This window comes from Microcoleus sp. Pol12B4, from assembly GCF_036701385.1.
Lineage (GTDB): Bacteria > Cyanobacteriota > Cyanobacteriia > Cyanobacteriales > Microcoleaceae > Microcoleus.
In genome coordinates this window covers 1484-16286 of record NZ_JAUBQR010000152.1, presented here as the reverse complement: position 1 = coordinate 16286, position 14803 = coordinate 1484, and the positions used below count along the sequence as shown (strand labels likewise).

Annotated in this window: 10 protein-coding genes; 3 read left to right on the top strand and 7 right to left on the bottom strand. The window is 42.9% G+C overall.

Going from position 1 to position 14803, the window contains the following annotated elements; genetic code table 11:
- The first annotated feature begins 225 nt into the window (after positions 1-225).
- Entirely contained in the window at positions 226-1707 is a 1482-nt protein-coding gene (locus QUA38_RS19755; protein ID WP_333164742.1) for an ATP-binding protein, read from the top strand.
- 89 nt (positions 1708-1796) lie between these two features.
- Here QUA38_RS19755 and QUA38_RS19750 read toward each other — a convergent pair whose 3' ends face one another.
- From QUA38_RS19750 to QUA38_RS19735, 4 genes are all read right to left on the bottom strand, one after another.
- Positions 1797-2150 (bottom strand): slr1659 superfamily regulator, encoded by a 354-nt coding sequence (locus QUA38_RS19750; RefSeq protein WP_333099467.1) that lies wholly within the window; start codon positions 2148-2150, stop codon positions 1797-1799.
- 66 nt (positions 2151-2216) lie between these two features.
- Positions 2217-2825 carry a DUF6272 family protein gene (locus QUA38_RS19745; RefSeq protein ID WP_333164740.1) on the bottom strand — a complete coding sequence of 203 codons (609 nt, stop codon included), beginning with the start codon at positions 2823-2825 and terminating at the stop codon, positions 2217-2219.
- Between the two features lie 31 nt (positions 2826-2856).
- Positions 2857-4092, bottom strand: coding sequence for an adenylate/guanylate cyclase domain-containing protein (locus QUA38_RS19740; RefSeq protein ID WP_333164738.1), 1236 nt, complete (start codon positions 4090-4092; stop codon positions 2857-2859).
- 156 nt (positions 4093-4248) lie between these two features.
- Positions 4249-6393, bottom strand: coding sequence for a SpoIIE family protein phosphatase (locus QUA38_RS19735; RefSeq protein WP_333164735.1), 2145 nt, complete (start codon positions 6391-6393; stop codon positions 4249-4251).
- A 175-nt stretch (positions 6394-6568) separates the two neighbouring features.
- On the opposite strand from QUA38_RS19735, the gene QUA38_RS19730 reads away from it, so the two are divergent.
- Positions 6569-6928 carry a VOC family protein gene (locus tag QUA38_RS19730; protein ID WP_333164732.1) on the top strand — a complete coding sequence of 120 codons (360 nt, stop codon included), beginning with the start codon at positions 6569-6571 and terminating at the stop codon, positions 6926-6928.
- A gap of 3 nt (positions 6929-6931) precedes the next feature.
- On the top strand, positions 6932-8212 hold the full coding sequence (locus QUA38_RS19725; protein WP_333164730.1) for a recombinase family protein: 1281 nt from the start codon (positions 6932-6934) through the stop codon (positions 8210-8212).
- Between the two features lie 49 nt (positions 8213-8261).
- Here QUA38_RS19725 and QUA38_RS19720 read toward each other — a convergent pair whose 3' ends face one another.
- From QUA38_RS19720 to QUA38_RS19710, 3 genes are all read right to left on the bottom strand, one after another.
- The gene (locus QUA38_RS19720; RefSeq protein ID WP_333164728.1) at positions 8262-9479 is read right to left on the bottom strand and encodes an adenylate/guanylate cyclase domain-containing protein; all 1218 of its coding nucleotides are present in this window, start codon (positions 9477-9479) and stop codon (positions 8262-8264) included.
- Positions 9480-9673: 194 nt separating this feature from the next.
- Positions 9674-13354 (bottom strand): GAF domain-containing protein, encoded by a 3681-nt coding sequence (locus QUA38_RS19715; protein ID WP_333164726.1) that lies wholly within the window; start codon positions 13352-13354, stop codon positions 9674-9676.
- Between the two features lie 105 nt (positions 13355-13459).
- A partial coding sequence (locus tag QUA38_RS19710; RefSeq protein WP_333164724.1) for an ATP-binding protein occupies positions 13460-14803 on the bottom strand: 1344 nt, incomplete at its 5' end.

Genomic DNA, 14803 nt, shown 5'->3' with positions numbered 1-14803 from the left:
CCGAGTTAGCAATTGTTCCCAATTCTACTCACGGGTTGCCACAAACTGAAGCTCAAATTATGGCGAAGTTGATTTGTAAATTTTTGAATAATTAAGAAAAACTGTGCAATAAGCCGAATCCTAAAAGTTGTGATAAGCTACCAATTCAAGATAATTGTGTTTTAGTATACTACTTTAGTAAGAAAGACAGAATATATTGTTTAGTGTCTTGTACAATTTTTTGTTATGGCTCTTAAATCTTGTGTCAGCACGAGCTACAGACATTTAGTTGAGTCGGGGATATTACCAATGGCGGCAATGAGGAACTATTTTAATCTGGAAGAAATTACGACAGCCAGAAAAATTAGTGCTGCGGTAATTAATATCAGCGGCCGTCAGCGAATGCTTTCGCAACGAACGGCTTTTTTTTGCATGAGGTTAGTTTGTTCTCAGAATGACCTAGAAAAAGCCCAACTGCGGGGAAATTTGTTAGAGGCGATCGAGCTTATGGAAAAATCGCACCGCGACTTAATTAATATTGGCAGCAGCATCAACTTAGGTAGTCCCCCTTCAGCAACCCTCAAGGCAATGTATTTTGAGCCGCCACTGTATTTAGACAAACAAGTGCGCGCATATATCGATCGAATAAAAGCATTGGTCCAAGTTCCCGATGCCGAACTCATGCTGGAAAATCCCCACCTGCTGTACATTGTCGAAGCAGCGGGCGGCGACTTGCTAGAAGCTTTCGATGCCGTGGTGAGTCAATACCAGCAAGAAAGCGAAATCGAACAATTTGAAATCGACCTTAAACAGGTTGAACTTTATCAAGAAAGTTGTGCTGCTACCTCGAAAGCGGAAGCTCAAGCAGCCCAGCTCGATCGCGCACTATGCGAACTAAAACAAACTCAAGCTCAACTCCTCCACAGCGAAAAAATGTCTTCGCTGGGGGCGCTAATGGCTAGTATCGTCCACGAAATTAATAACCCAGTTAGTTTTATTTACGGCAACTTGAGCCATGCGGCAATTTATACTCAAGATTTGCTGCACCTGCTGTGTCTCTATCAAGAATGCTATCCCGATCCCTGTCCCGAAATCACAGCTAAAATCGAAGAGATAGATCTTGGTTTTCTAGTTGAAGACTTACCTAAAGTTATCTCTTCCATGCAAATGGGTTCCAATCGCATTCGCGAAATTGTCAAATCTATGGGCAACTTTTCGCGAACCGATAACAGTAACATGACCCTATGCGATTTGCACGACAGCATTGACAGCACCGTGTTAATTTTGCGAAACCGTCTCAATTCTCAAATAGACCGTCGCGATATTCAAGTAATTAAAAATTATGGAAAATTGCCTCCTGTAGAGTGTTATTCAGGACAGCTAAATCAAGTATTTATGAATCTAATTACCAACGCGATCGATGCTTTGGATGAGGTATCACAAAATCAGCCCTATGCTGCGCTAAAAATTTTGATCACCACAGAATTAGCAGGGCCCGATCGCGTGAGAGTGCGGATTGCTGACACGGGAACCGGAATGGCACCACACATAAAAGAGCGAATGTTCGAGCAGTTTTTCACCACCAAGGAAATTGGTAAAGGTACCGGTTTAGGATTGTCTATTGTCTACAAAATCTTAGTAGAAAATCACCGAGGATCGCTCCGGTGCGAGTCGGAACTCTCCAAGGGAACCGAGTTTATCATTGAACTCCCGATCCAGCAAACTTAAGCAACTTACTAAATCCAAATTATTTATGTTAACTGTGTGTGGCACGGGCGTCCCGCCTGTGTTAACTGTAATTAAAATTTACACATATCCTACTCTAATTCGAGCTTCAAAGTTGGCAACAGCTTTTCTAAATTTCTCAGAGACTTCTGTTGCCAAGGAATATCATTTGAACCCAATACCACAAGTTGAATCGTTTTCTTTTTCCTGACGCTAATCACAAATTTAGACAGCATACTGATACCAGAACTGTTAACAAATTCCAATTGTTTTAGGCTCAAGGTAATAGTAGGCGGTTCGCCATTAGCGACCTCATCTAATAATTCGGCTATTGGGGCATACTCTGCTGGGCCGCTCAGGCTGAGTTCGCCTTGGAAAGTGACAGTGACTGATTCTGGATCGTACTGAATGGTGTAATCTTCACCTTTAATTTCATGAATGCCCATTGTGATTTTGTTTCCTGACTAAAATATTGCGATCGCACAAGAGAGTAAATATTGAAATGCTAGAAACTAGACCCTAATTTGAACCACAGTCGTAAGAATGATGGTATCACTATCTGGCCTGGGTTGGAATTTCCAACCTATCTTAGCTGAATAGTCATTAATCATCGTCAGCAATCCCAATCCAGAGGTGTCACTTTCAGATTCCGCATTCTTTTCAAGCTGCTGCAAATAAAGTTCATTGGGATCGGAAGCCATAATTTCTTCAATAAACTCCTTCAACTTACTCGCCCCTTCTGAAGTGACACTATTACTGGCAAAAATTACCGCCGTCACCTCTGTTTCACCAATAAAGTGTATGCCAAATCTGACCTTGTAATGAGTATCATCGTTATTAAATTTTATCGCATTTTCTAACAGTTCGTTGGCTACGTAGCTCACAGCTCCCTTGCTTTCTTTTATCCGTTTCTCGCTGCTAGCATCTTCCTCATCCACCGGTAGAAAGCTAGACAAATAATCGGCTACAAAATGAGCTGAAAGCCTGTTATTGCGCCAGCGCTGTTTGATCGGGCGAGAACTGGGGGTAAATGTAAGTTCTAAGGAGTCGTGTTCAGGAGGAAAATCTTCAATGAATTCTCCAAAGATTTGTGTCATGGTTTTTAAGCTTCCAGATGTCATGATTTTTCTGCCTCCAATTGATGTATTAATGTCACTTCTGGGTAAATTTCCACACGCCATTCCAGTTAGCAGGAATACTATTTTCTAACAGCGATTGGATGCGTTTGAGGTAAAGTTGACTGGGCTTGTCATCTGGATTTAGCGCTACTATCTGTTCAAAACAAACTAGGGCATTAGCAAAATTTCCCTGACAATATTCTTGGAGTCCCTCTTCAAATATAGGCAAAGTTTGAATTTTGAGCGATCGCACTGGTTCTACTTCAACATCTAACACCTCACAAACTGTAATGGCTTCTTGTCTACCTTTGACAATAGCCCGATCCAAAAAACGGATATGATACTTTTCGGGTTGACTCAAACGTTGTACCACATCTCCAGAAATTAATAAAGATACGCCATAATACTTAGTCAAACCTTCCAGACGAGCCGTGAGATTGACATGATCTGAGATCGCATCTGCTTGCATCCGATTCGCATCTCCAATAATCCCAACCATCGTATCACCCACATGGATACCAATGCCAATCTTCAGCGGTATATCCCCATTTACTTTACGGCTTTGATTGTATTTTTGCAACTGCTCTAATTTCACAATTCCTGCCTGAATAGCATCATCCACGCCATCAGGAAAAACGGCCATGACTCCATCTCCAATATACTTGACAATAAAACCGTTGTGCTTGCGAATTTCGGGACTAATTTGCTGTAAATAGTTATTGATGAAGTCAAAGTTTTCTTGAGGAGTCATTTGCTCCGCCATCGTGGTGAACGAACGCATATCGGAAAACATAATTGCCATCTCTTTGCTCACGTGATCTCCAAGCTGGAAATCAACCATGCTCTGCTTGCCGAGAAATTGGAGAAATTCATCGGGAACAAAACGTCCGTAAGCCTGCAAAAGTTTCTCTAATTCTTGTTCCCGCGCTTTCACCGTTTGCACCATATGCGAGAATACCTGTGCCAGTTCTCCCAGTGCATCACTGCGCGCTGCCACATCTGACAATATATCGGGTTGAAAACTATTGTTTTTTACAGCAATAGCTGCATCTATAACCTTTTTTACCTGCTCGATGTAAGTCTGCATCTCTCGGTTTTTATGACGGATCTGGTTTTCCAGATCCGTGGAGTGTTGCGTGATAATTTCTACTAAGGTTTCATAGCTGTTTTTTTCATCCTCTACTTCCTCAAGTTTTTCGCTCAACTCCTGAAGCTGGTTATGGAGTTCTTCTGGAGATTTAGATGGTGCTAAATTTATTTGTGGTTTCATAACTTATACTTCTGAATCTGGAAGCGCAAAGTTGTTTGACTTCCTCGCTGTAAATTATTATAACTTACAGGCGCGGAACTCGAAATCTTGTTTCAGCTTCGATGCTTGACCACTAAATCCAAGACCCCTAGTAGAAACCGGGTTGACGACAGTCAATCATAAATTATGCACAATATTTCCCTGTTGCTTCAATACTAGCAAAGTAATGTCATCAAATACCTTTTGTTCTCCAATAAATTTTCGCAAATCAGCGATGGTGGCTTCCTTGATTTGTTCGGCGCTCAAATGCCAGTTTTGAGAAACCACTTCACAGAGTCTTTCGATACCGTAAAATTTTTTGTGTATGTTTCTAGCTTCGGGGATGCCGTCAGTATAAAGTACCACCCCGTCCCCCGGCTCTAAGTCTACTAAAACATGGCTAATCCAATCGGAAATATCCTCATCTAAGGCGAGCGGAAATCCTAAATTTATGGTGTCTATCCGCTGGATTTGACCACCTTTCCTGACCACAAGAGTTTCCTCATGTTGACCGCTGATACTAATTGTGCTATCGGCGTAGTTGAGCAAAGCTAGGGTCATATTTTTGTCGGAGTTCATGCGTTGGACATTTTTATAAATAGTGCGGTTGAGGGTATCTAAAAAACGCACGGGATCGGATTCTTGCATTTCCTGAAGAGTGCGGACAGCAGCTTGAGTCATCACCATCAAAATGCCGCTTTCTAATCCGTGTCCGGTGACATCACCAATGCAAATCGTGACAACCCCGTTAGTACAAAGTACGTCGTAGTAATCACCGCCTACTTCCGAGGCGGGTTCCATAAATCCGGCAATATCTAAATTTTCAATCGCTGCGAGTTCAGCAGGTTTTGGCAGAATCAACTGCTGCATTTGTTTGAGCATATCGAGTTCGGAGCTCATGCGGAGGTTTTCCGCTTTCAGGCGCTGGTTTAGAGTGGCAATTTGTTTAGTGGCTGTGGCGAGTTCAGAGGTACGTTCTTTGACTTTATCTTCTAGCGTTTCAAAGGATTCTTGCTGTTGTCTCGCCATGCTGTTAAAGGAATTTCTTAAGGTTTCAATTTCCCAAATTCGACTGGAATCAACGTTCTGGTTAAGAGCACCACCTGCTAGATATTCTGAAGCTTGAGCAATTTGATTCAGGGGGCGAGTAATCCAGCTAGCGGTGAAAATACCCACTCCAACAGAGACAATTAGAGCCACAATACACAGCAAAATGGTCTGGCGAGTGTTAGCATAAATTTGCGTCATAAAGTCGGCTTCAGGAACTACTACTACAATCAGCCAATTGAGACCGTACTTGTCAGTTAGCGGAGAAACTTGGATAAATTGCCGCTCACCGTTTAGCTTAAAGTCAAGTTGAACAGTTTGATGGATGTCTTCCAAACGCTTGAAGCGATCGAACAGATAAACCACACTTTTACGCATCAATGTGTTGCTGCTTTCCTGTGCTTTGATCCGCTTTGTATCTTTGCCTGTTCCCACCGAAAGAGGCTGTTCTTTAAGGGAGGTGGCTATTAATTCACCCTCGGGTTCAATGATAAATACTTGACCGGAATTACCCACCCTTAAAGTTTGCAGGAAGTGACGAATTTGATCGAGTCCCATCTGGCAAGTCAGCACGCCAATTAGTTTCCCTTCGCCATCATAATAGGGTAGACTCGCATTAATTTGCAGCGTACCATAACCAAAATTAATATAAACTTCACTCCAAGCTGCCTGTTTCTTCTCAACAACAACTCTGTAAAAAGGGCGCGTGCGAACGTCATAATTGGGCGTAGTTTTGTCAAGTTTTTTGGGGTTTCCATTATCGTCAAGGTTGTAATATATCAAGTCGCCACCCCCGGAAACCAGTTGCTGGGCAAGCTGAGGTTGTTCAAGTCCAACCAGCCGATTTACCCAACCCACACGCAGGTACTGACCTTTTTCGTTGGCAATTCCCGCGTGACCGATCGAATTAAATTGCAGAATTTGTTTCCAAAAATAGGGTCGTGCTTGCTCCAAATCGTCAAAGTTCAACACCCCCAAAGGTACAGCATCCTGATTGATCTGATTCACCAATGGCGGAGCTTCCAGATAGGTTTGAACACGTTCGTAAACTCTCGCACTCACTTCGTGCCGCAACTGACTAACAATATCGTTGACTATCTGCTCTCCATTTCTGTAAGAGAGATAGCCAACGCAGCCAACAGCAGCCAAAATTTGGAGAACAAAGGGAACTACTAAGACATTGCGGAGACGGAATTTGCCCGATCTGGAGACGATCGCACTTTTTTGAGAAACCATTGTTAAAAACACTCCCAGCGGGCAGTTTTTTGTTACAAGACTTGATAATGGATATATTAAGAGCGACTCACAATGTTATCATATCAAAAACTCAACCAACATCAAAAAATCTGCGTTCATCAGCGCTCATCTGCCTCCATCAGCGGTTACAATAAAAAAATAAATACTCAAAAAAATGCAAATTACTAACTCCCTCCACAGTGCCCTACTCATCTCCAACCTAGAAAAATCCCAACACTTTTACAGCACCGTATTAGAACTGCAAAAAATAGAGCGAGACTTGAAATTTCCCGGAATCTGGTATCAAATCGGAGACTTCCAGCTCCACCTAATTTTAGCTGCCACAATTATCCCAGATGCCGTAGACCATGCCAAATGGGGACGCAACCGACATCTAGCGTTTTCTGTTGCTAACTTAGAGGCAGCCAAACAGCAGTTAATCGCTCACAATTGCCAGTTTCAAATGAGCGCGTCAGGTCGATCGGCATTATTTACCCAAGATCCCGACGGCAACATCATCGAACTCAGCGAGTAACAGATGAAAATCATCGCTTATTCTTACACCGAGCCCCTACTGGAAGCAGCACCCGCACCGGAAATTTGGGGTCAAGAAGTCGATCGCACCTATCAAGACTTAGGAGGGCGACAACAACTGCAACAACTCCTAAAAGACTGCGAAACAGAACCAGTCAAATACCTGTTAATTCAGCGTTTTGAAGAACTCGGCGATACCGTACAGCAAGTGTGTTCGCACCTCGCCCAACTCGAAAACCTCGGCGTCGAAATCATCGTACAAGCAGAAACAGAACCGCGAAACCGCAAAAACTTGCTGCACATTCTTGCAGAAATCCAGCGCAGCCAACACAGCCGGAGTATTCGCAAAGGACACGCCCGCAACCGCATCAAATCCCGGATTCCACCGGGTAAGGCTCCCTACGGCTACCGGCGCGGCAAAGATTGTTATACGATCGATAAAACTACCGCCCCCACCGTCAAAGACTTTTTTGAACACTTTTTAATTTACGGTTCCTTGCGAGGTTCCGTGCGGTATTTAGCCAAGAAATACAACAAGAAAATCTCTGTAAGCACCGGCCGCCGCTGGCTGACAAATCCCGCCTACCGAGGCGATTTGGAATATCAAAGCAGCCTAGTAATTTCTAACACCCACGTCCCGATTATTTCCAGAGAAGAAGCCGCCCAAATAGACAGGTTACTGCGCCGTAACCGCTGCCTTTCTCCTCGCAGCGCTAGCGCCCCACGTTCCCTCGCAGGTTTAGCAATTTGTGCGGAATGCAAATCGCCCATGACAGTTGCCAAAGTCACCTCCTACCGCCAAGAAAAAGAATACCTTTATTTGCGACCGATTAACTGTCCAAAACAACCTAAATGTAGCGGCATTTCCTACGATGAAGTATTGCAATTAACCATCGCCGGAATTTGTCGGGATTTACCCGATGCTGTTGCTGGGTTGCAAATGCCGAATATGAATGGAATTAAAGCAGGAATTGTCAGGGCGATCGCCTCCAAACAAGAAATTATAGAGCAACTTTCCGCCCTGATTGAAAGCGGCATATTAGACACCGAAACGGCAGAGTTTAGAGCCTACAAAATCCGCACCGAAATTGCGGAACTGCAAAGCAAATTAGCGCAACTACCCCCAGTAAATTTGCGAGAAACTGCCCAAACCGTTTCCCTTCCCCAATTTTGGCTCGATTTATCAGAATCAGAACGCAGGTTTTACTTTCGAGAATTTATCGATCGCATTGAAATCCTTCGGGAAAATCTAAATTGGCAACTGCAAATTATTTTCATTTTTTAAGGATTAGTTCAACGTTCATCCGTAGCTCCTAGGTTAGATGCCCAACTTCTTAAAGAATTGGGGTATTTGGATACTCTCTTAGTTCGCTAGGAGTGGACTGCGTTTGACAATAATCAGTTTCAACCGCCGAAACATCTTTTTTAGCTTTTAACCAATAGGCGATCATCTCTCCTTTTCCTTTAATCGTGAGCGCACCTCTTTCCTCAAATAAATACCGATTTTTTAACAGTTCGTAAATAGCAGTAGTAACTTGAATATATCCCGGTAATCCTTGACATTCCATCCGAGAAGCAACATTAACAGTATCTCCCCACAAGTCATAGATAAATTTTTTAGTACCAATTACGCCAGCAACTACGGGCCCTGTATGAATGCCAATCCGAATTTGAAATGGTTCGCCTCTGTCAGTTTGAAAATCAGCGATCGCTTCCTGCATATCCAAGGCCATATTCGCGATCGCTTCTGCATGATCTGCCCTCGGCACCGGCAACCCCCCCGCTACCATATAAGCATCTCCAATTGTTTTAATTTTTTCCAAACCGTGTTTTTCAGTTAGTTGGTCAAACCTGGAAAAAATTTGGTTCAATACATTTACCAATTCTAGAGGTAACATTCTAGCAGCAATAGACGTAAAATCGACAATATCGGCAAAAAGAACTGTTGCTGAATCAAACCTCTGGGCAGGAGATCCCTCGCCCTTTTTTAAATTTTCAACAATCGCTGCTGGTAAAATATTCAGCAATAAATGATCCGACTTTGTTTGAGCAAGCCGTAAAGCTAGCTCCACTCCCTGCCGCTCTTTAATTTCATTTTGCAAACGTTCGACAAGTTCTTGGAATTGCTTCGTTTGCTGTTGAAGTAACTGTTGTTGAGTTTGAATAGTTAACTGATTTGCCACTCGTGCCAATACTTCTTTACCATGAAAAGGTTTAGTAATATAGTCAACTGCTCCCACATCAAAGGCTTTCACCTTATCTACAACGTCATCTAAGGCGCTTAAGAAAATCACGGGAATGGAACTGGTTTTTGGTGAAGCTTTCAACTTTGCACATACCTCATATCCATTCATATCTGGCATCATCACGTCCAGCAAAATTAGGGTCGGCGGAAACTCTTGCACTGTAGCGATCGCCCTTTGTCCGTTCAGCGCTTTACGAACCTGATACCCTTGTTCGGTCAAGATTGTAGATAAAAGCCGCACATTATCGGGCTTATCATCAACTACTAAAATGTTGGCTTGGATTGTAGGATATTGATGGCTGTCCATGCGATCACTCACGGTAGTTTGTCAAGATAAAAGATATTAACACTTAAGAAGTTTACCTCAAAAAAACGAAGCAGTATAAATTCCGCTTTGCTCTCCTAAAAAAAGATTGCAAGGAGATGCTATTGCGGCTTAATGTTAGGTCTTTTTTAAATGAAATAGCCTCCTAAGTTTAGATTAGTTAAAAACTGGTGTTTTCACACCGTCGCAACTGCTGACTGCGCTATATCTATAATGTCGTCAAATAGGAAATCCTGCACCAAAGTAGTTAAATATTGTGCTGCCAAAGCAAATTCGCTCGGCATTTCCTCAATCAACTTGAGGATTTTATCGTCGCAACATTCATGAGCAGCATGAGATATTTTTTCTACCCACTCAATAGGCATTTGACCGAGTTGTGACTCGACAGATTGATTGCTATTCCCTCCGCTACTTTCGCTTTCATTTTCTTGTGGTGCATCAACAGATTTCTCATAAATGTAACGCACTCCTAAAAGTTCTTCCATTTTCGCAAATAATATCTTTGCATCGAAGGGTTTACGCATGAAATCATCGCAGCCTGCTCCTAAAATAGTTTGTCGTTCCTCTTCAAAAGCGCTAGCAGTAAGAGCAACTATTACAGTTTGTTTTCCCAGAGGATGAGCTTTAATCTTTCTGGTGGCTTCATAGCCGTCCATGACAGGCATCTGCATATCCATCCAGATCAGGTGCGGTTGCCAATCCTCCCATACAGCAATAGCTTCTTCACCATCTCTAGCTTCTCGCACTAGGAGGCCTAGTGGCGACAATAATCTCTCTATGACTAGGCAGTTATCTGCGCGATCGTCCACAACCAAAATCCGATATTCTGGTTGATTCGGTGCTAAACTAATTACTTTTTTCTGCGGTTTAAGGATTTTAATCTCGCTGGGAGTGGCAAGGCTGATTTGAATATCAAACGCAAACTTACTTCCCAACTCAGGTGTACTGCTGACAGTAATATCTCCTCCCATCATTTGTACAAATTTCCGGCTAATTGGTAAACCTAATCCAGTTCCCTGTTGAGACTTTTGACCTGTTTTTGTTTGCTCAAATGGTTCAAATAACTTATTCATTTCTTCTGCGGCAATGCCAAGACCCGTATCTTCAATTTCAAACTGAAGGCGTAACAATTCCGGGTGAAGGTCATTCGCGCCTACACAATCACAGTCTGCCAAGCTTTCGGACTGATTAAAAGCAGTGCACCATCCGGGTTTTCTTTGTATAGCTGTGGTTTCAACCGCTAAGCTTTCGGAATCTTCAGAACCCGCGTCGGCAACTTTTGTTTGTGTGTCCGAAAACTCGGCCGTTTTAGCCCCCAAACTTTCTTGGACTTTCTTTTTCACTCGCAAAGTAACGCTACCCCTCTCTGTAAACTTGATCGCATTTCCTACAAGATTAATCAAAATTTGCCGCAATTTACCTTCATCTCCAGTAACAAAGTGTGGTACGCCGTCACCCACTTCCAAATTTAGCTGCAATTTCTTAGATTTAGCTTTTAATCGAAACATTTCTTCTAAGGTTTTTAGCAAGCGCATTAAATTAAAACTGCTTTCATTAAGCTGACTTCGGCCGGCTTCAATTTTGGACATTTCCAAAATGTCATTAATTAGGGCAAGCAAGTGTTCACCGGCACGATTAATAATTTCTAGGTGCTGCTGGTGTTGATTGTTGAGAGATGAATCGCGCACCATCACCTGACTAAATCCGAGAATGGCATTCAGAGGAGTCCGCAATTCATGGCTCATAGAAGAAAGGAATTCGCTTTTGGCGAGGTTAGCTGTATCAGCAGCGACGACAGCTTTTTGTAATGCTGTTTCTGCTAGTTTACGTTCGGCAAGTTCTGTTTTGGCTTGTTCAAAAAGGGTGGATTGCTTGATGGCAATTGCTAGCTGCACGGAAATTTGCTGGAGAGATTCTATCTCAGAAGAGGTCCAATGCCTGTAACTGCGGCAGTGATGAGCAATTAGTAGCCCCCATAGTTTTTCACCTTGCAAAATGGGAACCACGAGGTTAGCTTTAATTTCCAACTCGCTCAGTAAATTAACGTGGCACTCTGAAAGACCGGCCGTATAAATATTGTCAATCGCGCGCAGGTGTCCCTGCTCGTAAACAGAGACGTAGTGTTCTCGAAAACAAGGGTCATTAATGTCTATTCCCAAAATCGACATCGTACCGACAGCTACCGACTCGACGGCTATAAATCCACTCCAATCTGGATTAAAGCGGTAAATAACTGTTCTATCAGTTGACAAAAACTGCCGGATTTCTTCAACAGCCATTGTCATTACTTCTTCTAGGTTAAGAGACGAACGAATTCGCTCTTGAATGGAATTCACGAGCCGCTCCCTTTTTACTTGTTGCTGCAAAGCTGCTTCCGCCTGTTTGCGAGCAGTAATATCTACTCCATAACCCACGCACTCCACAGGTATGCCAGCAGAATTTTTGACTAACTTGATCTCATCGTAGATCCAGCGATAACTACCGTTTTTGTGCCGTTCGCGGTATTCGTAGGAAATCGATTCTTTTTCCAAAATCTGATCGTATGCAGTAGCAACCATCTCTCGATCTTCTGGATGAACCAGGCTATGCCAATCAAGGGATCCATCAACCAATTCTCGCGCTTCGTAACCAATCATTGAAACAACATTATCGCTGACAAATGTTACATCATAATTTCCCCCTAATTTGCAGCTAAAAATCACCGCCGGAGTAGTCGCCAGCAAATATTGCAAGCGTTGGGTGACAGAACGCAAGTTTAACTCGGCTTGCTTGCGATCGCGAGCTTCCATTGCTAAAGCTGCGATCTGTGCCACATAGCTAGCGAAGCTTTGTTCGTCTAGCGTCCAATTCCTGGTCGTTCCCTGATGTTCTAAACAAATTACACCCGCAATTTGCCCTTTATGGGTAATAGGAACATCTAGCATAGCCGAGATGTTTAAAGGCTTCAAATAAGATTCGCTAAATTCTATGGTGCGCGGATCGGTTTTGGCATCAACCGCTGCGATCGCCTGTTCTTTGTTCAAAGCTTGGAAATAGCTAGGATAGTCAGCAACTTTCATTTCTACACCGACGCTGTGTTTATTGGGCGTCAGTTCGTAAATATCCGCACAGCACATTGCGGATCTATCTTCCTGATAAAACCAAATACTTGCCCGCTCAACATTCAGAGTACGGGTTGCCATTTGCGTAATCTCTCTCAATGCCTCGCCGATATTTCCCTCATAGATACTAGAATTTTTTGCTAATTCTAGCAAACCATTTTGTTGTTCTGTTAACCTAGTTTCTCGTTCGCGCAAAGCGGATTCAGCGGCTATTCTTTCTCTTATTTCTGCTTCTAAATAACCATTAATTTCTGTCAACTGTAGGGTGCGCTCTTGGACTTTAATTTCTAAATCATCATAAGCGTGGCGCAACGCTAATTCAGCATCTTCACGCACCCCAATCTCAGTCTGCAACTTGCGATTTATCGCCTCTAATTCTTGGGGGGTTTTTAAAGACAAAAACTGGGGCAATAGTGTTACCATCGAGGCGGCAGTGAAGCAGGAAACAAGTGCAGTAATTCCTTTCTCAATCCCCGACAGCCAATAAGCGGAATGCCACAACGTCCAAATGTCTAGCAAGTGACCCGTGCCGCACAGAATAATAAATGCACCAAATAAAGCAAATATTCCTAAAAAAGGAACATCGCGCCGCTTGAAGATAAAATAAATTAGCATCGCCGGAATTGAATAGTAGGCGATCGCGATTAAAAAGTCCCCAGTTACGTGCAGCCACACTAAAGGCGTTTGCCAAAGATAGCAATGACCGTGAGGCATATACTGAGTTGGAGAAAAGATATTTTTGAGTGCTTCCCACATAATACTTGTTATTGGCAGATAATATGGATTTGATGATGCCTAAGTTAGGCAAAAAATAAAAGAAACCGAAAATTATAGCTGGACTCAGCATTATTTATTAACGCCTCAACCCAGCTTGTTCATAACAGCTTGCTTCTGCACTAGGTGGCGATCGCCAAATTGCGATCGCAAAGGAATTTCAATGATAAACTCAGTACCTCTCCCAACCTCGGAAGTGCAGCGCAAATAACCTTCATGGGCTTTAATAATCTGATAAGAAATCGCCAAACCCAGCCCGGTACCAGCACCGATAGGTTTCGTTGTATAAAATGGATCGTAAATTTTAGCGATCGCATCATAATCTATGCCAGTGCCATTATCAGCAATGTGAATCTGCACCCACTTGCCATCAACTAAAAGGGTGCGGATGCGAATTTTTAGCAGTGGGCAAGAAATGTTTTCTAAGTGGTCACAGCAATTATTTTCCCAATAACCGTTGGTCGCATATCCCTGCTGGACAATCTGTTCTAAAGCATCAATAGCATTAGAACAAATATTCATAAATACTTGGTTAAGCTGCCCCGCGTAGCATTCTAATAGTGGCAAATCTCCATACTCTTTAATCACTTGGATAGGAGGACGGTTTGGTTGTTCTTTCAAGCGGTGCTGCAAAATCATTAAAGTGCTATCGAGACCTTCATGGATATTTACCTTTTTCATGTCGGCTTCGTCTAACCGGGAGAAAGTCCGTAAAGATTTAACAATTTCCCTAATTCGCTCTGCTCCAATTTTGAGCGAACCAAAAAGTTTTTGCAAGTCTTTTAAAATAAAATCGAGTTCGATAGTGTGAATCTTGTCTGCAATTTCCGGCGCAGGAGTGGGGTAATAAACTTGATAAGCTTTAATCAATTCCACAAGCTCTTTAATGTATTCCTCCGCAGGAATCAGATTGCCATAAATGAAGTTAACAGGGTTATTGATTTCGTGGGCAACCCCAGCTACCATTTGCCCCAAAGACGACATTTTTTCAGTTTGCACGAGTTGAGTTTGAGCGCCTTTAAGTTGTTGCAGAGCGTTCTCTAAGTGCTGAGTTTGTTCTAGCAGTTTAGCTTCCGAGTGCCGCAATGAATTTTCAGCCAAAGAGCGATCGCGATTTTCCTGTAGCAAAAGTTCATTAGTGGATTCTAAAGCGAGCGTCCTCTCCATTACCCGTTTTTCCAATTCTAGCATTAATTCCGAGAGTGCTTCTTGAGCTTGTTTGCGCTCACCAATCTCATTTTGTAAAGCTACATTTGCCACCGCTAATTGATCGGGACTGGGAATAGCCAAGATTTTTGGGATTAGTTCCACCAGCACTGCTGCTGTAGATAGCGAAATCAGCGCCGTAATCCCTTTAAGAAAACCAGAGAACCAATAATTAGGATGCCACAGCGTCCATATTTCCATAATATGGGTAATCCCGCAGCAGAT

Excerpts from the sequence above, each read along its gene's own strand:
- QUA38_RS19720 (WP_333164728.1), bottom strand. The coding sequence starts at position 9,479 with ATGGACAGCCATCAATATCCTACAATCCAAGCCAACATTTTAGTAGTT.
- QUA38_RS19735 (WP_333164735.1), bottom strand. The coding sequence starts at position 6,393 with ATGGTTTCTCAAAAAAGTGCGATCGTCTCCAGATCGGGCAAATTCCGT.
- QUA38_RS19725 (WP_333164730.1), top strand. The coding sequence starts at position 6,932 with ATGAAAATCATCGCTTATTCTTACACCGAGCCCCTACTGGAAGCAGCA.
- QUA38_RS19740 (WP_333164738.1), bottom strand. The coding sequence starts at position 4,092 with ATGAAACCACAAATAAATTTAGCACCATCTAAATCTCCAGAAGAACTC.
- QUA38_RS19730 (WP_333164732.1), top strand. The coding sequence starts at position 6,569 with ATGCAAATTACTAACTCCCTCCACAGTGCCCTACTCATCTCCAACCTA.
- QUA38_RS19745 (WP_333164740.1), bottom strand. The coding sequence starts at position 2,825 with ATGACATCTGGAAGCTTAAAAACCATGACACAAATCTTTGGAGAATTC.
- QUA38_RS19715 (WP_333164726.1), bottom strand. The coding sequence starts at position 13,354 with ATGTGGGAAGCACTCAAAAATATCTTTTCTCCAACTCAGTATATGCCT.
- QUA38_RS19755 (WP_333164742.1), top strand. The coding sequence starts at position 226 with ATGGCTCTTAAATCTTGTGTCAGCACGAGCTACAGACATTTAGTTGAG.
- QUA38_RS19750 (WP_333099467.1), bottom strand. The coding sequence starts at position 2,150 with ATGGGCATTCATGAAATTAAAGGTGAAGATTACACCATTCAGTACGAT.